General features: G+C 73.8%; 20 protein-coding genes, 1 tRNA gene and 1 pseudogene. 9 read left to right on the top strand and 13 right to left on the bottom strand.

Annotation, left to right across the window (positions count from 1 at the left end):
* Window positions 1-5 precede the first annotated feature (5 nt).
* The gene (locus ABT232_RS05225; RefSeq protein WP_351836090.1) at window positions 6-2,459 is read left to right on the top strand and encodes a phosphoribosyltransferase; all 2,454 of its coding nucleotides are present in this window, start codon (window positions 6-8) and stop codon (window positions 2,457-2,459) included.
* On the top strand, window positions 2,459-3,286 hold the full coding sequence (locus ABT232_RS05220) for an HAD family hydrolase (protein WP_351836087.1): 828 nt from the start codon (window positions 2,459-2,461) through the stop codon (window positions 3,284-3,286). The genes ABT232_RS05225 and ABT232_RS05220 overlap by 1 nt, the downstream gene beginning before the upstream one ends.
* 59 nt (window positions 3,287-3,345) lie before the next feature.
* Here ABT232_RS05220 and ABT232_RS05215 read toward each other — a convergent pair whose 3' ends face one another.
* From ABT232_RS05215 to ABT232_RS05200, 4 genes are all read right to left on the bottom strand, one after another.
* Complete coding sequence (locus tag ABT232_RS05215; protein ID WP_351836084.1) at window positions 3,346-3,570, bottom strand: FmdB family zinc ribbon protein; 225 nt, start codon at window positions 3,568-3,570, stop codon at window positions 3,346-3,348.
* A 9-nt stretch (window positions 3,571-3,579) separates the two neighbouring features.
* Window positions 3,580-4,167 carry a DUF4383 domain-containing protein gene (locus ABT232_RS05210; protein WP_351836082.1) on the bottom strand — a complete coding sequence of 196 codons (588 nt, stop codon included), beginning with the start codon at window positions 4,165-4,167 and terminating at the stop codon, window positions 3,580-3,582.
* A gap of 90 nt (window positions 4,168-4,257) precedes the next feature.
* Window positions 4,258-5,667, bottom strand: coding sequence for a hypothetical protein (locus ABT232_RS05205; RefSeq protein WP_351836079.1), 1,410 nt, complete (start codon window positions 5,665-5,667; stop codon window positions 4,258-4,260).
* Between the two features lie 74 nt (window positions 5,668-5,741).
* On the bottom strand, window positions 5,742-6,566 hold the full coding sequence (locus ABT232_RS05200) for a DUF4097 family beta strand repeat-containing protein (RefSeq protein WP_351836076.1): 825 nt from the start codon (window positions 6,564-6,566) through the stop codon (window positions 5,742-5,744).
* 183 nt (window positions 6,567-6,749) lie between these two features.
* On the opposite strand from ABT232_RS05200, the gene ABT232_RS05195 reads away from it, so the two are divergent.
* Window positions 6,750-6,821, top strand: a tRNA-Val gene (locus tag ABT232_RS05195).
* Between the two features lie 46 nt (window positions 6,822-6,867).
* On the opposite strand, the gene ABT232_RS05190 is transcribed toward ABT232_RS05195, so the two are convergent.
* Window positions 6,868-7,224, bottom strand: coding sequence for a DUF8825 domain-containing protein (locus ABT232_RS05190; RefSeq protein ID WP_351836074.1), 357 nt, complete (start codon window positions 7,222-7,224; stop codon window positions 6,868-6,870).
* Between the two features lie 135 nt (window positions 7,225-7,359).
* Between ABT232_RS05190 and ABT232_RS05185 the strand changes: the two genes are divergently transcribed.
* The gene (locus tag ABT232_RS05185) at window positions 7,360-7,623 is read left to right on the top strand and encodes a chaplin (protein WP_351836071.1); all 264 of its coding nucleotides are present in this window, start codon (window positions 7,360-7,362) and stop codon (window positions 7,621-7,623) included.
* Between the two features lie 120 nt (window positions 7,624-7,743).
* The gene (locus ABT232_RS05180) at window positions 7,744-8,265 is read left to right on the top strand and encodes a GNAT family N-acetyltransferase (protein ID WP_351836068.1); all 522 of its coding nucleotides are present in this window, start codon (window positions 7,744-7,746) and stop codon (window positions 8,263-8,265) included.
* A gap of 39 nt (window positions 8,266-8,304) precedes the next feature.
* Here the strand turns inward: ABT232_RS05180 and ABT232_RS05175 are convergent, their stop codons facing one another.
* Entirely contained in the window at window positions 8,305-9,345 is a 1,041-nt protein-coding gene (locus ABT232_RS05175; protein WP_351836065.1) for a ketopantoate reductase family protein, read from the bottom strand.
* Between the two features lie 133 nt (window positions 9,346-9,478).
* On the opposite strand from ABT232_RS05175, the gene ABT232_RS05170 reads away from it, so the two are divergent.
* Entirely contained in the window at window positions 9,479-9,709 is a 231-nt protein-coding gene (locus tag ABT232_RS05170; RefSeq protein WP_351836063.1) for a DUF2277 domain-containing protein, read from the top strand.
* 61 nt (window positions 9,710-9,770) lie between these two features.
* On the opposite strand, the gene ABT232_RS05165 is transcribed toward ABT232_RS05170, so the two are convergent.
* The 5 genes from ABT232_RS05165 to ABT232_RS05145 form a co-directional block, all read right to left on the bottom strand.
* Complete coding sequence (locus tag ABT232_RS05165) at window positions 9,771-10,376, bottom strand: DedA family protein (RefSeq protein WP_351836060.1); 606 nt, start codon at window positions 10,374-10,376, stop codon at window positions 9,771-9,773.
* 255 nt (window positions 10,377-10,631) lie between these two features.
* Window positions 10,632-11,090 carry a DoxX family protein gene (locus ABT232_RS05160; protein WP_351836057.1) on the bottom strand — a complete coding sequence of 153 codons (459 nt, stop codon included), beginning with the start codon at window positions 11,088-11,090 and terminating at the stop codon, window positions 10,632-10,634.
* Between the two features lie 77 nt (window positions 11,091-11,167).
* Window positions 11,168-13,078, bottom strand: coding sequence for an FAD/NAD(P)-binding protein (locus ABT232_RS05155; RefSeq protein WP_351836056.1), 1,911 nt, complete (start codon window positions 13,076-13,078; stop codon window positions 11,168-11,170).
* 136 nt (window positions 13,079-13,214) lie between these two features.
* Window positions 13,215-14,858 carry an alkaline phosphatase D family protein gene (locus tag ABT232_RS05150; protein WP_351836053.1) on the bottom strand — a complete coding sequence of 548 codons (1,644 nt, stop codon included), beginning with the start codon at window positions 14,856-14,858 and terminating at the stop codon, window positions 13,215-13,217.
* A gap of 115 nt (window positions 14,859-14,973) precedes the next feature.
* The gene (locus ABT232_RS05145) at window positions 14,974-15,618 is read right to left on the bottom strand and encodes an HNH endonuclease family protein (protein WP_351836050.1); all 645 of its coding nucleotides are present in this window, start codon (window positions 15,616-15,618) and stop codon (window positions 14,974-14,976) included.
* Between the two features lie 419 nt (window positions 15,619-16,037).
* On the opposite strand from ABT232_RS05145, the gene ABT232_RS05140 reads away from it, so the two are divergent.
* Window positions 16,038-16,619, top strand: coding sequence for a TMEM165/GDT1 family protein (locus ABT232_RS05140; RefSeq protein WP_351836047.1), 582 nt, complete (start codon window positions 16,038-16,040; stop codon window positions 16,617-16,619).
* Window positions 16,620-16,812: 193 nt separating this feature from the next.
* Window positions 16,813-17,517: an HAD family hydrolase gene (locus tag ABT232_RS05135; RefSeq protein WP_351836045.1), complete on the top strand. Its 705-nt coding sequence runs from the start codon at window positions 16,813-16,815 to the stop codon at window positions 17,515-17,517.
* On the opposite strand, the pseudogene ABT232_RS05130 reads toward ABT232_RS05135, so the two are convergent.
* Window positions 17,502-18,292 (bottom strand): annotated as a pseudogene (locus ABT232_RS05130) (AraC family transcriptional regulator). The gene ABT232_RS05135 and the pseudogene ABT232_RS05130 overlap by 16 nt on opposite strands.
* Window positions 18,293-18,341: 49 nt before the next feature.
* On the opposite strand from ABT232_RS05130, the gene ABT232_RS05125 reads away from it, so the two are divergent.
* Complete coding sequence (locus ABT232_RS05125; protein ID WP_351836042.1) at window positions 18,342-18,788, top strand: DUF2000 family protein; 447 nt, start codon at window positions 18,342-18,344, stop codon at window positions 18,786-18,788.
* Between the two features lie 3 nt (window positions 18,789-18,791).
* Here the strand turns inward: ABT232_RS05125 and ABT232_RS05120 are convergent, their stop codons facing one another.
* Entirely contained in the window at window positions 18,792-19,817 is a 1,026-nt protein-coding gene (locus tag ABT232_RS05120; protein WP_351836040.1) for a peptidoglycan-binding domain-containing protein, read from the bottom strand.
* Window positions 19,818-19,846 lie beyond the last annotated feature (29 nt).

Raw genomic sequence — 19,846 nt, 5'->3', positions numbered from 1 at the left:
GACGTATGAACAAGGCAGTGAACAACGGGGTCTGGTCCGGCAGCTGGGTCGCCCAGCGGCTGGGACTCGAACTGGCGGGCGACGACACACTGAGCGACCTGCTCGGCCTCGCGCTGCGCCGCAACCCCAAGCGGGCGCATCTGCTGGTCTCCAACGTGCTGGGCAAGCACGTGCCGCAGTCACCCTCCGTGGTCTACGGCCACGGCCTCGCGCTCGGCCGCCGGGTGCGGCGGCTGCTCGGCGACGACGCGGCCCGCGAGGCGGTCGTCCTCGGCTACGCGGAGACCGCCACCGGCCTCGGCCACTCGGTCGCCGACGGCCTGGCCCTCGCCCCCTACCTGCACTCCACCCGCCGCCCGGTGACCGGTGTCGCCCGGGCCGGCGGCTTCGAGGAGTCGCACTCGCACGCAACCTCCCACCTGCTGCTTCCGGAGGATCCCGCGCTGCTCGCCGGCAGCGGGCCGCTGGTCCTCGTCGACGACGAGTTCTCCACCGGCAACACGGTCCTGAACACCATCCGCGAGTTGCACGCCCGCTATCCGCGCACGCGGTACGTCGTGGTCGCCCTGGTGGACATGCGCTCACCGGCGGACGCCGGACGCCTGGACGGCCTCGCCCGGGAGATCGGCGCGCGGGTGGACCTCGTCACGACGGCTTCGGGCACGGTGAAGCTCCCGGACGGCGTCCTGGAAAAGGGCCAGGAACTGGTGGCAAGGTTCGAGGACACCGACCCAGGGGCGCGGCCGGCCCTCGTCGGCCGAGTCACCCGAGTCGATCCGCGCTGGCCCTCCGGCCTCCCCGACGGCGGCCGCCACGGCTTCACCCCTCGGCACCGCGCCCGCCTGGAAGCCGCCCTCCCGGCCATGACGGCCCGCATCGCCGAAGCCCTCCCCGAGGGCGCCCGCCGCGTGCACATCCTCGGCTTCGAAGAGCTGATGTACACCCCGCTGCGCCTCGCGACCGAGCTGGAGCGGCTTGTGCCCGACGTGGAGATACGGTTCTCCACCACCACCCGCTCACCCGTCCTCGCCGTCGACGACCCCGGCTACGCCATCCGCACCCGCCTGGTCTTCCCCGCCCACGACGACCCGGCCGACGGCCCCGGCGAGCGCTACGCCTACAACGTGGCCGGCGCCGGCTTCGACGCCGTCGTCGCCGTCGTCGACTCGGCCGCCGACACGCCCGCGCTGCACGCCCCCGACGGCCTGCTCGCCCGGCTCGCCGAGCACACCCCGCACGTCCTGCTCACGGCCATCCCGTCGTACGTACCCGGGGCCGCGCAGGTCCCCGAAAGGCCCGCCATGCTGCCCGAGCCCCTTCGCGGCCCCGCCTTCTCCTCGTACGCGCCCGACGAGGTCGGCTGGCTGCTCCAGGACCTGTCGGACGTCACCCTGGAGGCGCCGACCGAGGAGCGCGAGGAGGCCATCCAGAGCGGCGGCGCCCACTACGCCGAGTCGCTGCCGGTGGAGTACCAGCCCAGCGAGGACTACCAGCGGCTCTTCCACAGCGCGCTGGACGTCTCCGCGGCCCGCATCGCCACCGCCGTCGGCGTGGTCACGGAGACCGTGCTGGCCGAGCGGTCGCCGCGCCCCGTGCTGGTGTCGCTGGCCCGCGCTGGCACCCCCGTCGGCGTCCTGATGCGGCGCTGGGCGCAGTACCGGCACGGACTGGACCTGCCGCACTACGCCGTCTCCATCGTGCGTGGCCGCGGCATCGACGCCAACGCGCTGCGCTGGCTGGCCGACCGGCACGACCCGGCCGACGTCGTCTTCGTCGACGGCTGGACCGGCAAGGGCGCCATCACCCGCGAACTGGCCGCCGCTCTCGCCGAGTTCGAGAAGACCGAGGGCGTCGGCGGCTTCGACCCGGAGATCGCGGTGCTCGCCGACCCCGGTTCCTGCGTGCGGACCTACGGCACTCGTGAGGACTTCCTGATCCCCTCCGCCTGCCTCAACTCCACGGTCTCGGGGCTGATATCGCGTACCGTGTTGCGCGCCGACCTGGTCGGCCCGCACGACTTCCACGGCGCCAAGTTCTACCGCGAACTCGCCGGCGCCGATGTGTCGGTGGCGTTCCTCGACGCGGTCTCCGCCCGCTTCACCGAGGTCACCGACGCGGTGGACGCGGCGGTGAAGGAGCTCCTGGCCGCCGACCGCACCCCCACCTGGGAGGGCTGGGCGGCCGTGGAGCGGATCAGCGAGGAGTACGGCATCCACGACGTCAACCTGGTCAAGCCCGGTGTCGGCGAGACCACCCGGGTGCTGCTGCGGCGGGTGCCGTGGAAGATCCTCGCCCGTGCCGGGGCCGGCGCGGACCTCGACCACGTCCGGCTGCTCGCCGAGCAGCGCGGGGTGCCGGTCGAGGAGGTCACCGAACTGCCCTACACCTGCGTGGGGCTGATCCATCCCAAGTACACGCGCGGCGCCACGGGCGCCGACGGAAAGGCGGTGGCCGTCTGATGCCGGTGCTCGTGGCGAGCGACCTGGACCGTACGTTGATCTACTCGTCGGCGGCGCTGTCGCTGACCATGCCGGACCCGCGGGCGCCCCGGCTGCTCTGTGTGGAGGTGCACGAGAGCAAGCCGCTGTCGTTCATGACGGAGACGGCGGCCGGGCTGCTCGCCGATCTCGGGGACGCGGCGGTGTTCGTACCGACGACCACCCGCACCCGCAAGCAGTACCAGCGCATCAGCCTGCCGGGCCCGCCGCCCGCCTACGCGATCTGCGCCAACGGCGGACACCTGCTGGTGGACGGCGTCACCGACGCCGCCTGGCACGCCCGGGTGACCGCGCGGCTGGCGGACGAGTGCGCGCCGCTGGACGAGGTGCGGGCCCATCTGGAGGCCACCGCCGACCCGGAGTGGGTGCGCAAGCACCGGATCGCCGAGGATCTGTTCGCCTATCTGGTCGTCGAGCGGGAGCTGCTGCCCGAGGACTGGGTGAAGGAGCTGGCGGTGTGGGCGGAGAACCGCGGCTGGACGGTCTCCCTCCAGGGCCGCAAGCTCTACGCCGTGCCGAAGCCGCTCACCAAGAGCGCCGCCATGTCCGAGGTCGCCCGCCGCACCGGCGCCGACCTCACGCTGGCCGCCGGCGACTCGCTGCTCGACGCCGACCTGCTGCTGGCCGCGGACCGCGCATGGCGCCCCGGCCACGGCGAACTCGCCGACAGCGGCTGGGGCGCCCCGAACGTCACGGCCCTGCCGGAGCGCGGAGTGCTGGCCGGCGAACGCACCCTGCGCGAGTTCCTGAAGGCGGTCCGGGAGCGCCAGGGCCGGACCGGCCCCTGAGGCGCGCGTCCCGCGGGAGCGGCCCCTGAGGCGCGCATCCCGCGGGCGGATGTCAGGCGCTAGCCGCAGCAGCCTCCGCCGCAGCAACCGCCGCCGCCCCCGCCACCCGCGCGGGGCGCGGCGGCGGGGGCCGAGGCGGTACCGCCGACCGCCACCGCCGACAGCAGCTTCACCGTGTCGTCGTGGCCCGCGGGGCACGCGGCGGGGGCGGAGGACTCCGCCATCGGACGGTTCAGTTCGAATGTGTCGCCGCAGGTCCGGCAGCGGTACTCGTAGCGAGGCATGCGCCCAGGTTAGCGGTCCGCCTCCGGCGGACGCAGGGGCTTGGGCCGCAGTCCGGCGCGCCGCACCCGGTCCTCGTCGACCTCGCCGTCCTCCACGGCCAGGTCGGGATGGCGGGCGCGGAAGTACGGGTTGTCACGGGGCAGGGTCGAGCCGACCCGGCCGTACATCCCGAACGTCATCAGCACCACGCCGTAGACGAAGCTGAACAGCACGTTCTGGATGCGGAACGCGAGGAAGTTGTTGTCGGAGCCCAGCAGCCCCAGATTGAGGAAGCCGCTGAGGATGAAGGCCACGCCGACGACCATGTTGAGCGTCGACGCGAAGTTGCCGCCGATCACCATGCCGACGAAGAGCAGCAGCCCCACGCAGATCGACAGCACGCTCAGGGCGCCGTTGGTGTTCAGTCCGACGACCTCGTCCCCGCGCGTGTCGAAGAAGCCGACCTTGTCGATCAGGCCGAGGATGCCGAAGACGACCAGCACCAGGCCCATCAGGCCCGCGCCGATCCGGTACACCCTGTTCAGCCGGTGATCGACGGGCAGGTGGTCGTTGAAGCTGATGCGTCGCGAGCCCTTGTGCACTGCGTGCGTGGCCATATCCGCCTCCCTCGGGCGCCAGCGGCTGGCTCATACGTCCCTTTCGTTCACCAATATCCGCCTGCCCCGGAGATGGCGCCACCACACAGGTCAGTGCCCGGCGCCCGCCCCGCGCTCGTCGCGGATCGCGGCGACCACCTGCGCCACCGCCCGCCGCACCGCCTCGGTCTCGGTGAGGAAGTGCCAGTAGTCGGGGTGGCGGCCCTCCAGGGTGAGGACGGCGCGGTCCAGGCGGGCCACGGAGTCGTCCAGCGGGCGGGCGTGCCGGGGGTCGGGGGTGTTGCGGCCGGCCATGGCGAGCCGCTGGGCGTCCCGGATGGCGAAGCGGGTCCGCTCGATCTCCTGCTGCGGGTCCTTCTGCACGGCGTTCAGCCGCCGCAGCCGGTCCCCGGCCGCGGAGACCGCCTCGTCGGTGGAGTTCAGCAGGGCTCGGGCGGTCGACAGCAGCGCGGTCGCGTCCGGCCAGCGCTGGGCCTCCCGCGCGGCCTGTGCCTCGCGGAGCTTGCGCTCGGCCTGGTGGACGCTCTCGGCGGCCTGCTCGGGCACCCGCTGGAGGTCCTGCCAGCAGGCGGCGGTGAAGCGGCGCCGCAGCTCGCTGAGGATCGGGTCGACCTGGCCGGCCCGGGTGGTCAGGGCCTCGGCGCGGGTGCGCAGGGACACCAGGCGGTGATCGATCTCGGCGGCCTGCTCGGGCAGCCGCTCGGCCTGCGCGCGGATGGTCTCGGCCTCGCGGGCGACCCGTTCGGCGCGCTCCAGCGTCTGCGGGACGCCGTGCTGCCCGGCGCCCTGGTTGAGCCGGGTCAGCTCGGGGGCGAGGGCGGCCAGCCGGGCGGCGAGGTCGTCCGCCGTCAGGCCCGCGCCGCGGGCGGCGTCCAGCGCGTTGGAGGCGGCGAGCAGGGACTGCCGGGCGCGTTCGACGGCCGGGGCGAGCCGGGCCAGCTGGGTCTCGGCCTTGCCGAGCAGCGGGCCGAGGCCCTGCGCGAACCGGTCCAGCTCCTGCCCGACCCGGTCCAGTTCGTCCTTGGCGGCGGTCAGCTCGGTGCGGGCCCGGGCGGCGGCCGAGGCCTCCAGGTCGTCCCGGTCGAGGTCGTGGGCGTCGACCGCCTGGATGTAGCGGTGGCTCGCCTCGTCGATGCGCAGGCCGAGCGCCTGGAAGTCGGCGACGGCCTTGCGGGCGGCGGGGGAGTCGTCGACGGCGGCGATGGTCTCGATCGAGATCCGCAGATCGCGCTGGGCGGTGTCCAGTTCGTAGAACGCGGCGGCGGCGTCGTCCTTCGCGGCCTGGGCCTCCGCCCGCTGGTTCTCCGCGCGGCCGCCGAACCAGCGCCGGGTGCCGCCACCGGCGAAGGCGGCGGGCAGGACGAGGGCGGCGATCAGGGGCAGGGCGATCAGGGCGAGGGTGTCCCGGGCGGCGGCGGGGAGCCCATGAGAGGTGGCGTGGTGGCGGTGACGCCCACGCGGCATCGACGGCGAGTACGGCTGCTGCGGTGTCGCCGTCACATCCCTCTCCCGTGCTGTCATCCGCCCTGCCCGGTGTCATTCTCCCACCGGTTAAGGACGAACACACGGGTCCGTTAGTTCGCCGTACGGACCGTGACTTTGCCGTCGCCGGTCCGGGCGGAGACCACGTGGTCGCTGGAGTCGGCCTTCGGCACGGACACGTCCACCGCCCCGTCGCCGGTCTCCGTGGACACCCGGTAGGTCGCGTCGGGCAGGGCTATGGTGACCGATCCGTCGCTGCTGTGGGCCTCCACCAGGTCCGGAACGACGCCCAGTTCGAGCTTGACCGAGCCGTCGCCGGTGCGGGCGTGGACCGCGCGGGAGTCGACGTCGGCACGGATGGAGCCGTCGCCGGTGTGCATCCGCAGCGGTCCGGTGACGTCCTCGACGCGGACCGAACCGTCGCCGGTGCGCACGTCCAGCGGGCCGGTGCTGTCGGTGACATGGACCGAGCCGTCGCCGGTGCGGACCGTCAGCGCGTCCTCGAATCCGCTGGCCCGGACGCTGCCGTCGCCGTCCTCCACCTTCACGGTGATCCCGCGCGGCACCTCGATGCGGTGCTTGGAGGAGCAGTCGGCGATGAATCCCGAGCAGTTCTGCCGCAGCACCAGCCGGTCGCCGTCCTCCATGACCCAGGTGGTGTCCGGGTCGCCGCCCGCGACGACCGAGCCGTCGAACCAGCGGGTGACCTCGATACGGCCCTCGGCGTGCTCGTCGGCGGCGACGATCTCCAGCGCGGAGTCGTCGGAGTCCACGGTGAGGGTGGTGCCCTCCAGCGCGAAGGACCGCTGCTCGGGGTCCTTGTCGTCGCCCGCCGAGGAACAGGCGCCGAGTCCCGCGACGAGGACCGCCACGACTCCGGCGACGACGGCGGTACGAGCGGGAACGGTACGGGCCATGACGGTCTCCCCCTGGGCAGGCTGTGATGTCCTTCGACCGTACGGATCCGCGACGCCTCGGGGGATCCGGGACACTCCCGGATCAGGGGTGGGGATATCCCCCGGAAAACCCGGGGCCGGACCCCCGAGGAATCGGGTTTGCAGGACAGTGCCCCGGGCAATGTAGGCTGTCGACTCGTTCTCGGGTGCGTAGCTCAGGGGTAGAGCGCCTGCCTTACAAGCAGGATGTCGGCGGTTCGAAACCGTCCGCGCCCACTCCCGTACGAAGACCCCGGCCGCCTCGGCCGGGGTCTTCGTCGTCTCAGAGGCGTCCCGGTTCCTCCGGGGCCTGTGGTGTCTCATGGGCGTGCTTCAGTCCGGTGCGGGCGTCCACCCGGTCCGGGCCGGACAGTTCCGACCAGTAGCGGTGGGTGCTGACGAAGACCGCGAGTTCGTGTTCCCGGCGGCGCAGCTTCTCCACCTCGGCCTGCTCGTCGGCCGTCCAGCCGGGGGAGGCGGGGCGCTCCACCTTGCGCCAGCCGCCGTCGTCACTGAAGCCGTCCAAGGGCTCGACCGACCAGGGCAGCCGCTTGAGCAGGGCCGACAGCTCGGCCCTGACCTGATGCAGTTCCTCCTGTCCGGCGCGGAGATCGCTGGGGAAGTCGTAGGTCGTAGCCACAGCGCAATGCTACGCCTGTTCGATTTTGGGTCGCGAGTGGCTTCGCTCGAACGGGGTACCAGCGGCGGCGGCGCGGCCACCCAGGTGCACAGAATCAGGGCGTATCACCTTCTTTCCTGACAGAGGAGAAATGCTGTGCGCATCACTGCGAGGATCGCCGCGACCGCCGTCACCGCCGTCGCCGCCCTGGCTCTGGCCGGGACCGCCACCACCGCCACCGCCACCGAGGCCGACTGCGAGGACGGCGCCTGCGCCGTGGGTGTCGCCGCCGGCTCGCCCGGCTTCCTGTCCGGCAACGTCGTGCAGATCCCGGTGGACCTCGACGCGAACGTCTGCGGGAACTCGGTGAACCTGATCGGGCTCCTCAACCCGGCGTCGGACAACAACTGCGGCGACTGAGACACCCGGCGCTGAGACACCCCCTGACCCGGGAGCCCTGGATCGTCCGGCTCCCGGGTCGGGTCTGTTCCGGGGGCGGGAGCGAGGCCGTTGTCGGACCCGGCGCCTACCGTGGTCGGTATGGACGGTGAGGGTCAGGACGGCACGGTGCGGCTGGTGCCGTGGGGGGAAGAGGACTTCTGGCTGCTGCGGCGGACCAACAGTCCCGAGATGACCGCCTACCTGGGCGGCCCCGAGAGCGAGGAGCAGCTGCTCGCCCGGCACCGGCGGTACGTCGAGCTGAGAGTGGGGCGGATGTACCGGGTGGTGCTGGCCGGCGGCGAGACCGTCGGCTCGGTGGGCTTCTGGGAGAAGGAGTGGCAGGGCTCCCCGGTGTGGGAGGCCGGGTGGGGCGTGCTGCCCGAGTTCCAGGGGCGCGGGCTCGCCGTCCGGGCCGCCCGCGCCGTGGTGGAGGAGGCGCGGACGGCCGGAGGGTTCCGCTGGCTGCACGCCTTTCCGGGCGTGGCGCACACCGCGTCCAACGGGGTGTGCGCACGGGCCGGGTTCACGCTGGTCGGGCCGGTCGAGTTCGAGTATCCGAAGGGCCGCTGGATCACCTGCCACGACTGGCGGTACGACCTGCGGGGCGACGCGGCCGGCTGACCGGGCGGCCACCGGCCGGGCGGCCCTGCCTCGGGGCTGTCAGTGGCCCGCGGCGCGCAGCTCGGCCACCACCTTCTCGGCCACCGGTACGGCGATGCCGTGCCGCCGCGCCGCCCGCAACAGCGCTCCGCCGATCGCGTCCAGCTCCAGCGGCCGGCCCGCCTCGGCGTCCCGCTGCATCGAGGACCTGGTGGTGGCCGGGAAGGCGTCGTAGCGGGCCAGGGCCTGCGCCGGGTCCGCCGGGCCGCCGCAGGCGTGGCTCACCGCGGCGGTCTCCTCGACCAGCGCCGTCAGCTCCTCGCGGTGCCGGGTGCGGATCTCGCCGAGCGGGACGGCGTACCGGGTGGTGAGCAGGGCCAGCGGGGCCAGGAACGACATCTTCGCCCACAGGGCCGCCGCCTCGTCGTCGAGGACGCGGGTGAGCGGGCCGGCGGCGGCGAACGCCGTCGCGAGGGCGTCGAGGCGGGCGCGCGGGACCGCGGTGCCGGTCAGGTCGATCTCCGCGAACGGGCTGGTGTGCTCGATCTCGCCGGGTGCGACGCGGGTGGACTCGACCCGGATGACGGCCGGTGCGACCCGGTCGGCGCGGTAGCGCTCGCGCAGCGGCGCCGGGTGGTCGACGCCGTTGAGGAACGGGACGAGCAGGCCGTCGCCGAGGACGGCGGCGGGCACCCGTGCCAGGGCGGCGTCCAGGGCGGTGTGCTTGACGGTGACCAGGCAGGCGTCGACCGGCTCGCGCAGCTCGGTGCCGGTCTCGACGGCGGCGGTGAAGTCGCCGAAGCGGGCGCTGCGCACCCGGATGCCGTCGGCGCGCAGGGCGCGGGCGGTGTCCTCGCCGGACAGGCAGATCACCCGGTGGCCCGCGCGGGAGAGCAGGGCGGCGAGCAGACCGCCCACGCCGCCGGGGCCGAGGACGGCGATGGTGCGCGTCTCAAGGGCGTCGCGGGCCTCGCGGGCCTCCCGCTCCTCGCCGGCCTCGCCGGCCTTGCTGGCCTCCCGCTCCCCGCCGGGCTCGGTGGCCGCCGGGGCTTCGCCCGTGCCGGGTGTGCCGCGGTCCTCGCGGTGGTCGTCGTGCGCCATGGTGTGGCTCCTCTCGTCGGTCGACCCCTCAGTGGTGGCCGCCTCGGATCGATCATGGCAGCGGGGCGGTGCGACCGGTACCGGTTGCCCGGAGGACGAGACGTGAGGGCGCGGACGGGGTGAGACTGGAGCCATGTGCCGCAGCATCAAGACCCTTCGTCCGCCCGCGTTGCCCGAGGAGGCCACGGAGGAGGAGATCCGGGCCGCCGCCTTGCAGTACGTGCGCAAGGTGTCCGGCTTCCGGGCCCCGGCCGCGCACAACCAGGAGGTGTTCGACCGGGCCGTCGAGGTGATCGCCGAGGCCACGGCCGATCTGCTGGCGGGGCTGGAGGTGCGGGGGCAGGCCGTCCGGCAGGCCGGCTGACGCCGGGGCCGCCGCCCGGGCCGGTGCGCCCGGGCGCCGCCGCCCCGCGCCCTGGCTCGGGCTACGCCTTCCGCATCAGGTACGTGGCTCCGGCCCCCGCGCCGAGCAGCGCGAGCACCGACACGCCCGTGGCGAGCCAGGTGGCGCCCAGCCAGTGGGCGCCGAAGTAACCGAGGGCGACGCTGTAGGTGGCCCAGGAGAGGCCGGCCAGGGCGGACCAGGGCAGGAAGTCGCGGGCGCGGCGGTGGGCGGCACCGGCGCCGAGGGAGACGACGGAGCGGCCTGCGGGGGCGAAGCGGGCGAGGACGACCAGCGCGCCGCCGCCGCGGGCCAGTGCCGAGCCGAGACGTTCCTGCGCGAGGCTGAGGCGGGGTGAGCGGGCGATCGCGCGGTCCAGGCGGTCGCCGCCGCGCCAGGCGAGGCGGTAGGCGACCAGGTCGCCGAGGACGGAGGCGGTGGTGGCGCACAGGGTGAGGGCGAGGATGTCGGGCACGTCGTGCGGGACCTTGCCGGTCGCCGCGCCGGTGCCGGCGGCCGCCGCGGTGGCGGCCATGATGACCAGCACCCCGCTCGGCAATACGGGCAGGAACACATCAAAAAGGATCGACACGGCGACCACCGCGTAGATCCATGGGCTGCCGGTCAGCACCCCCACACTCTCCAGCACCGTCACTCCCCGTTGTCCCCCGTAAGCCCCCGAGCCTACGCCTGGGGTGTGACAGAGGGTTCACGGGGGGCTCGTGTGCTCGGCACAGCGTGTTCACGACGACCGTGTCCACGACGACCGTTTCACCGCGACGACAACCGTTTCGCCGCGACGACAACCGTTTCACCACGACGACAACCGTTTCACCACGGCCGTTCACCGCGACGGGGGAGGCGGGGCGGCCCCGAGGTGTTCTCGGCGCCGCCCCGCCGGTGGTCAGGCCGCGACCGGCGACTGCCGCGCGGCCGCTTCCGCTTCCGGGGCCGTGGCGCGGCGGGTGAACAGCCGGTCCAGGCCGAAGGCGCCGGAGCCGGTGAAGACCAGCAGGAAGAAGGCCCAGCAGAACATCGCGGAGGCCTCGCCGCCGTTCTCCAGCGGCCACAGCGCCATCGGCTGGTGGACGTCGAAGTAGGCGTACGCCATGGAGCCGGAGGCGATGAACGCCGCCGCTCGGGTGCCGAGGCCGAGCAGCACCAGGGTGCCGCCGACGAGCTGGATGACGGCCGCGTACCAGCCGGGCCAGGTGCCCGCGTCGATCGTGCCGCCCTCGGTGCCGGCGGCGCCGCCGAGCACACCGAACAGCGAGGCGGCGCCGTGGCAGGCGAAGAGCAGGCCGACCACGGCGCGGAACAGGCCGATCACATACGGCTGCGCACTGTTGAGACGTCCGGTCATAGGGGGCTCCTTCGGTCGGTGGGGCCGGGTGGACCCGTGGGGGACAGAACCGAGTGGAGCGCCCACGTTAGGTGTGCCTAATCAATGCTTGCAAGTTCAACATTTAGCCAGTCTTTAGGTTCCGCTCGCGGTTCCGCGGCCTTCCGCAGCACCGCCCGCGCCACCGCGTCCGCGTCCGACAGCGTCACCGAGTCCACCCCCGGACGGGCCCCCGCCGCGGTCACCCAGTGCACGCCCTCCGTGGGGACGCCGAACGCGAACCGCCGCTCGTGCGGACGGCCGTGCCGGTCCCGCAGGGCGTACGGCCGCGCCGTCACGTCCAGACCTCCGGTCTCGTAACCGTCGACCGTGTGCGGGCGCGCCTGTCCGCTCTCCAGCAGCGCGGCGAGCAGGCCGTCCGCGGTGCGGCGCACGTCCGGTTCCGGCAGCCGCGCCTCGACCAGCGTGGTGACCCGCACCGCCGAACCCGGCACCCGCGGCGACCGCGCCACCCAGGCACCGTCCGCGCAGGACACCTCGAGGCGCGGTCCGAGCACCTCCACCACGCCCGCCGCGACCAGCGCGGCCAGCTCCTCGACGCGCCGCCGGGGCGGGCCGATGGAGAGGAAGGCGTTCAGCGGGGTGTACCAGCGGTCGAGGTGGTCCCGGCGGGACGCGCCGGTCAGTCCGGCGTGGTCGACGATCAGCCGGATCTCGTTGCGCAGATCGCGCAGCACGTCGAGCGCCGCCTTGAGCGGTCCGCGCACATTGCCCAGGGCGGCCTGGGCGGCGTCCTCGCGCAGATGCCCGAGCAGCCACTCCCGCCACTCCCGCGGCCCGGCGAACTCCCGGTCCCCGTAGGGCCGGGATATTCGGTCCCAGGACCAGCGCTCGGCCTCCGGCACGCCGAGCTCGTCGAGCAGCCGCACCTCCTCGGCGGCGCCGTGCGGGACGGCCAGGAACCGGTCGGTGACCTCGGGTCTGCGCAGCAGGGTGGCGTAGTAGACCGTCTCCACCTCCTTCGCCACCAGCGGCCAGATCTCCGCGAGGAAGTCCGGCGCGTCCCCGGAGTCCGCGCGCTTGCGGAAGCCGGAGACGACCTCCGGGGTGAGCACGAGGGGGGTGTGCCTGCCGTAGGGGCCCTTGGCGTTGTCGCCGCGCGCCTGGTGGGGGACACCGCGCCGGGAGCCGGCGTACAGGCGGGGCTCGCGGCCGGAGGGGACGTAGGCCAGCCGCTGTCCGTGCCGCACGAAGCGGCCGCCGCGGCCCGTGGTGAGCAGGGCCATGTGGTCGAAGAAGTTGAGGCCGAGTCCGCGCAGCAGCACCGGTTCGCCGGGCGCCACGCCGCTCAGGTCGGTGTCCGCCGGGTTGGCGGGCGGAACGTGACGCAGGCCGTGCCGGGCGGCGTACGACGCGAGCCGCCGCTGTTCCGGGTCGGCGGCGACCGGCAGATGGCCCTGCGCGAGGACGACGGCGGCGAGGCCGGTCAGGGTGCGGCCGTCGTCCAGGGTCAGCGTCTGCCGGCCGTCGGCGGCGTCGTCGAGCCGCACCGCGCGGGCCCGGTGGACCTGGACCCGCACCTCGGGCGGCGCCTGACGGACCGTCCGGGCGAACACCCACTCCAGGTAGCGGCCGTAGTGGGCGCGGGTCGGGTACTCGTCCGGGCCGAGGGCGCCGGCCGCCCAGGTGTACAGGCTCGGTCCGGGGCGGATCGGGCCCGAGCAGTCGACGCTGTCGTCGGTGAACAGGGTCACCTGGGAGGCGACGGTGTTCATCAGCAGCTCGGCGGACTGGGCGGTGCGCCAGACCTGTCCGGGGCCGGGCGGTGCCGGGTCGACGACGTGGACCGTCAGGCGGGCGCCGGGCGGCAGCAGTTGAGGGGCGGAGGCGCAGAGGCGTTCCAGGACGCTGGTGCCGCGTGGTCCGGCGCCGACCAGGGCGACGGAGAGCCGAGCCGTGGGGTGCGCGGGTGCCGTGGTCTCGGTGTGGTCGGCGTTGGCGGTAGACAAAGGGGTGACTCCCGGGCGTGTGGGGCGCGTTGGAGCAGACCGCCCGCAGGAAGCGGACGGTCCGCCTCATCATGCCGTCGGCCGCCACACAAGCCAACGCGCGCCCCCGACATCCCGGATGTCCCGCAAACGGTCCTCATGGGGTGGTCAGGACCGACTCCTCCACCGTGGTCAGCCGGGCCGGACCGTCCCCCTTCGCCCCCGCGTGCTCCAGCCGCAGCAACGCCGAACGCCCCTGCAGTGTCAGCGTCATGAGCTGGTTGCCGAACCACGGCCCAGCGGTCCTGCGCCAGTCGACCGGCGGCAGCGGGACCCGCCCGTGCCCGGCCAGCCGCCGCCCCACGAACCGCGCCGGACCGCTCCAGGCGACCTTGAAGGCGAGCCGCAGCGGCAGCGGGACGGCGTTGTGCACGGGCGAGCAGGTCAGTTGCAGCACCCGGGCGTCCGGGCCGCGCCCGGCGGGCCACACCGGCTCGGCCACGTAGGCGTGGTGCACGTCGCCGGAGAGCACCAGCACGCTCGCGGGCGCGTCCGGTCCGGAGCCCGCCTCGGCGATCACCTCGGCCAGTTCGGCGAAGGACTCCGGGAAGGCCGCCCAGTGCTCCAGGTCGGCGGCCTGGCGCAGCTTCTCCCCGAGACGGGCCCAGCGCGGGCCCTTCTCGCCCCGGCACAGCGCCGCGTCCCACCCTTCGGCGTCGTGCATCAGCTGTGGCAGCAGCCAGGGCAGCGAGGTGCCGATGAGGAGGTGGTCGCGGGAGCCGGGGTCGTCCAGCGCCTGCTCGCGCAGCCAGGCGGCCTCGCCGGGGTGGAGCATGGAGCGGGCGCCCTCCTCCAGGACGCGGGCCGCGCGGGAGTCGACCATGAGCAGCCGGACCCGGCCGAAGTCGCGCCGGTAGCTCCAGCGCACCGAGGCGGCGTCGGCGTCCGCGCCGACGGCGAAGGCGCGCACCAGGTCGGTGGCGTCGGCCGTGTCGTGCACGGCGGCGTACAGCGGGTCCTCGGCGAGTTCGGCCGGGGACAGGTTGCCGATGTGCTGGTGCACCCAGTACGACATCAGTCCGCTCAGCAGCCGCTCGCGCCACCACGGCGTCTTCCGCATCTCTTCGAGCCAGGCGGCGGAGGTGTTCCAGTCGTCGATGACGTCGTGGTCGTCGAAGATCATGCAGCTGGGGACGGTGGAGAGCAGCCAGCGGACCTCGGGGTCGAGCCACGATTCGTAGTACAGCCGGGTGTACTCCTCGTAGTCGGCCACCTGGGCGCCGGGCGGTTCGCTCAGGTCGCGGCGGGCGGCGAGCCAGTCGCGGGTGGCCGGGGAGACCTCGTCGGCGTACACCTGGTCGCCGAGCAGCAGCAGGACGTCGGGCCGCTCGCCCTCGGGCGCGGCGGCGAGGCGTTCGGCGAGGGTGTCCAGGGCGTCGGGGCCCGCGGGGTCGGAGCCGTGGCCGGGCGGCGCGGCCCAGCGGCAGGAGCCGAAGGAGATCCGCACCGGGTCGTCGGTCAGGCCGGTGCGGATGACCGAGGGCGGGAAGCGGGAGTCCGGCAGCGGCCAGACGTGGTGGTCGTCCAGGATCACCTCGTAGGCCGTCGTGGTGCCGGGGGTGAGGCCGGTGACCGTCACCAGGGCGTAGTGGTGGCCCGCGACCTGGAAGGTGCGGGAGGACCCCCGGGCGCCGTCGGCGCAGCGCACCTCGGCGGTGCAGGGGCGGCTCGTCTCGACCCAGACGGTCGCGGACGTGCCGTCGGTGAATCTCAGCAGTGGTCCCAGGCGCAGTTCGGCCACGGTGATCGCCTCCTCCGTCGCCCCGTACGGTACGGAACGACGGAGGCGAGCGCGGCGGTTCCGGCCAAGTGTTCGCCAGGAGTCGCGCAAGAGATCAGCCGGGGCGGCGCGAGGATCAGCAGGCGGCGAGGTAGCTCGTCAGCGCGCTCTTCTCGGCGGAGTCGACCGAGAGGCCGTAGTAGTACTTCACCTGCACCCAGGCGCGCACGTAGGTGCAGCGGTAGGCGGTGCGGGACGGCATCCAGGTGGCCGGGTCCTGGTCGCCCTTGGCCTGGTTGACGTTGTCGGTGACGGCGATGAGCTGCGGGCGCGTCAGGTCGTTGGCGAAGGCCTGGCGGCGGGAGGTCGTCCAGCTGTCGGCGCCGGAGTCCCAGGCCTCGGCGAGCGGTACCAGGTGGTCGATGTCGAGGTCGGAGGCGAGGGTCCAGGTGGCGCCGTCGTACTGCGAGTACCAGCTGCCGCTGGTGGCGGCGCAGGCGGAGTCGGTGACGACGCCCGAGCCGTCGCGCTTGAGGACCGTCTCGCGGGTGTTGCAGGCGCCGCTGATGGTGATCCAGTGCGGGAAGAGGTCGCGGTTGTAGCCGGTGCGGTCCTCGGCGGCGACGGTGAGGGAGGCAAGATAGGTGCGCGCGGTGGCGGCGCTGACCGGGGTGGGGAGGGCGGCGGAGGCGGAGGGGGCGGCGAACAGCGCCATGGAGGCGATGAGGGCGCTGAACGCCGCGACTATGCCGAGCCGTCGACGCGCGTAGAATCTGGCCATGCGAACTCCCTTGCGAGGTGGGGGTGTTGGCGTGCGAGCGTGGGAATGCTCGCGCCGGAGCGTTGCGAACGGGTGTGCGTCCGGTAAGAAGCTAGTGACGTGCACATGGCACGACAAGGTGCCGAAAGGTTCGGGTTCGAACTTTCGGTCGTGAGCACACGTGAGCGGTCGTCGGTGGGCGGTCGCGTACCATGGGGAGCGCAGAAGGGGAGTAGCTCTTCGCCGGACCGTCGACATACTGCTCAGCTCAGCTGGGCCGGCGCCCGGAGCCGGGTCCCTCGTGGACCGGCCAGCGAGACCTTCGGCAAGCAGTGCACACCCGTGCCCCACGGCACGGGTGCCGTGTGCTGTCCTTGCCGAGGTGTCGTCCGAAGGGCTCAGCACTCTCGGTGGGGGCGGTCCCGACCGATTGAGGAACCTTGATCAGCTTCACCGTGACGGCGCTCGTCTTCGGCGTCGTCTTCCTGGCCGAGCTGCCCGACAAGACCGCGCTCGCCGGTCTCGTGCTCGGCACCCGCTACCGGGCCTCCTACGTCTTCGCCGGAGTGGCCGCCGCGTTCGCGCTGCACGTCGCGCTCGCCGTCGCGGCCGGCAGTGTGCTGACCCTGCTGCCGCAGCAGATCCTGCACGCGCTGACGGGCGTGCTCTTCCTGGGTGGCGCGGCGGTGCTGCTGATGAAGAAGGACGAGGACGAGGAGGAGATCCGCCGGCCGGAGAACCAGTCCTTCTGGAAGGTCGCCGGGTCCGGCTTCATGCTGATCCTCGTCGCCGAGTTCGGCGATCTGACCCAGATCATGACGGCGAACCTCGCGGCGCGCTACGACGATCCGCTCTCCGTCGGCCTCGGTGCGGTGCTGGCCCTGTGGGCGGTGGCCGGACTGGGCATCGTCGGCGGAAAGGCCCTGATGAAGCGGGTGCCGCTGCGGCTGATCACCAAGATCGCGGCGGTCGTCATGCTGCTGATGGGCGTCTGGAGCCTGTGGGAGGCGGTGGCCGCGTGAGCCGGTCGCGGGCGACCGCCGAGCTGAACAGTGGGTGAACGATTCGCCGGGGCGCTGGCGGGATGCCGGATTTATTTTGTACCGTAGAGAAACAAAGTGGCTCCCGCCCGTTTTCCCTGACCGGCGGGCGGGGCCGCTCTGTTCCTCCGGGGGCCACCACCCCTGCGCCCCGCCCCGCGTTCTGGAGCTGCCGATGACGGCCACCGCCGTACTCAACGCCCGCGCCCTCCTGCTCGACATGGACGGCACCCTCGTCGACTCCGACGCCGTCGTCGAGCGCGTCTGGCGCCGCTGGGCCGACCGGCACGGGCTCGACGGGGACGAGGTGATGAAGGTGGTGCACGGCAGGCAGGGATACGCCTCGATGGCCGTGCTGCTGCCGCACCGGCCCATGGAGCAGAACCACGCGGACAACGCGCGCATGCTCGCCGAGGAGACCGCCGACATGGACGGTGTCGTCCCCGTCCCCGGTGCCCCCGGCTTCCTCGCCGCCCTGCGCGGACTCCCGCACGCCCTGGTGACCTCGGCGGACGTCGCCCTCTCCACGGCCCGGATGGCCGCCGCCGGCCTTCCGCTGCCCGATCTCCGTGTCACCGCCGAGTCCGTCGGCGCCAGCAAGCCCGACCCCGAGGGCTTCCTCAAGGGCGCCGCCGAACTGGGCGTCGACCCCGCCGACTGCGTGGTCTTCGAGGACTCCGGCGCGGGCATCACCGCCGGCCGCGCGGCCGGCATGCGCGTCGTCGGCGTCGGCCCTCGCGCGGCCGTCCACCGCCCGGACGTCCTGGTCCGCGACCTGACCGAGGTGCGGGTGGAGGACGCGGGCGACGGCACGATCCGCCTGCGGTTCGGACGGGACGGCTCCTCCGAGGCCCGAACGGCCGCTCAGCGGCGCGTGTAGCGGCCCGGGGTGGCGCCCACCACGCGTTTGAAGTGGCGGGTGAAGTGTGGCTGGTCGTAGAACCCGGCCTCGGTGGCGACCTCGGCCGGGCGCAGGCCGTCCAGCAGCAGCCGCCGGGCGCGGTCGACGCGGCGGGACATCAGGTACTGGTGCGGGGCGATGCCGAAGGCGGCGCTGAAGGACCGCACCAGATGCGTGGGGTGGGCGTGCAGCAGCCGCGCCGCCTCCTCCAGGGCCAGGCCCTCGCGCAGCCGCGCGTCGAGGAGGTCCCGCAGTTCGTGGGCGACCCCTCGGCCGTCCGCCGGGCGGGCCGTGACCGGCAGCGGACGCAGATGGCCCCGCAGCCGCTCGCAGATCAGCGCGAGCCTGCTCTCCGCCTCCAGTTCGTCGCCCCGGTGCCGCAGCGCGGTGTGCAGCTGTCCGACGCGGTGCCGCAGGACCGGGTCGGCGAGGTCGGGGGAGTCCACGGCGGGACCGATGAGGGTCTCGTCCAGCCGGGTCAGGTCCAGGTACAGCACACGTTTGCGGAAGCCGTCCGCGGTGGCCGGCGAGCCGTTGTGCGGGATCTGCGGCGGCAGCAGGGTGACGGTGTCGTGCGGGGTGCCGTGCTCGCGGCGTTCAGGTCGTAGCGCACCGCGCCGGTGTCGACGACCAGCAGCGTCCACGAGTCGTGGACGTGCATCGGGTACGCGTGCTCGGTGAAGCGCGCGTGGAGGACCTCGACCACGCCCGGCACCCGTGGGCGCCACGCGGAGATCTCCTGCCGGGCCACCATGCAAAGAACGTACAAGACGGCCCGCCGGCGCGGACGGCAGGCTCGGACCATGACAAGCACCGATGACGCCGCCGCGAACGCCCCCGTCCGTTTCGACACCAAGATCGCCGTGCTGCTGCGCGAGGACCTGGAGTCCTGGCAGCGGCTGAACGTGACGGCCTTCCTCGTCAGCGGCCTCGGCTCACGGCTGCCCGAGGTGGTCGGCGAGCCGTACGAGGACGCCGACGGCACGCCGTACCTGCCGATGTTCCGCCAGCCCGTGCTGGTCTTCGAGGGCACCAAGGAGACGCTGACCGCCGCGCACGGCCGGGCTCTGACCCGCGCACTGCCCCGGGCCGTGTTCACCTCGGACCTGTTCGCCACCGGCAACGACCGCGACAACCGGGCGGCGGTGCGGGCGGTGCCGGGGGATCAGCTGGATCTGGTCGGCCTCGCGGTGTACGGGCCGCGCAACGCGGTCGACAAGGTGCTCAAGGGCGCCCGTATGCACCCGTGAGGATCACGGCTCGCGGGTCTCCGCCTCCAGCATCCGCCGCGTCTCGGGCCCGTACACGCTCAGCTCCTCCTGGAGACCCCGGGACCACTGGTAGTTGCGCAGCGCCTGTTCCAGGGGGTGGTTGAAGTAGCCGTGGGCCTCGTCGTTGTACAGGTACAGCTGGCCCAGCCGGAGCTGGAGTTCCGTCACCTCGGGGCCGCGGTCGCCGCGCTGGAGGGTGGGACCGGTCGCCGCGGGCGCGCTCGACTCGGTGGCCCGGTCCGGCGTCGCCGACCGGGTCGGCGTGGGCGTCGGGGTGGGTGTGGGCGTCGGGGAGGCGCTGGACGCGGACGGGCTCGGCGAGGCCGACGCACTGGCGCTCGCGGAGGGCGACGGCGAGGCGGACGGGCTCGGCGAGGCGGAGGCGCTCGGGGAGGCGCCGGTGCTGGGGGTGCGGGACGCCTCGGTGGTCCGGGCGTCCGGTACGGCCTCCCGGACGTCCTCGGGCAGCGCGGTGTCCCGCGACGGCGTGTCGTAGGAGAAGAACCCGCTGGCCAGTCCGGCCGCGGCGACCACGGCGACGACCGCGCCCGCCGCCGCGAGCAGCACGGTACGGCGTCGGCGGCGGGCCCTCTCGGGCTGCGGTCCGGGGCCGGCCGGCCGCGGCGCGTCCTCGAACAGGTGCAGGTCGGTCGCGCTGGGCGCGTTGGGCGGCGGCGCCAGCGGCGTCGGCAGCGCGGTGGTGACCGGCTCGGGCTCCACCGCGCGCAGCGGCATGGTCAGCTCGGCGTCCGCCGGCTGCGGGGCCGCCGGGGGCTCGCCCGGGCCGGGGCCCGGAACGGGTCCAGGGCCCGCGCCGGGGCCGGTGCCGTCGAGGTCGACGTACGGCCGGATGCGCAGCGGGTCGAAGTCCTCCGCCGCCGCCTGTTCCGCCGTGCGCGCGTCGCGCAGCGCGTCGGCCGCCCGCCGGCCGCAGCCGCACGACGGGGTGTTGTCGGCCCCCCGGGCCGCCCCGCACTCCGGGCACGCATGCCCCTTCGGCTCCGCCACGCGTCCGTCCCCTCCCCTTGTGACTCCAG

Origin of the sequence: Streptomyces sp. NPDC001532 (genome assembly GCF_040298625.1) — a bacterium.
Taxonomy (GTDB): domain Bacteria; phylum Actinomycetota; class Actinomycetes; order Streptomycetales; family Streptomycetaceae; genus Streptomyces.
Note: the sequence above shows the minus strand (reverse complement) of the source record. Positions and strands in the feature narration are given on the sequence as shown.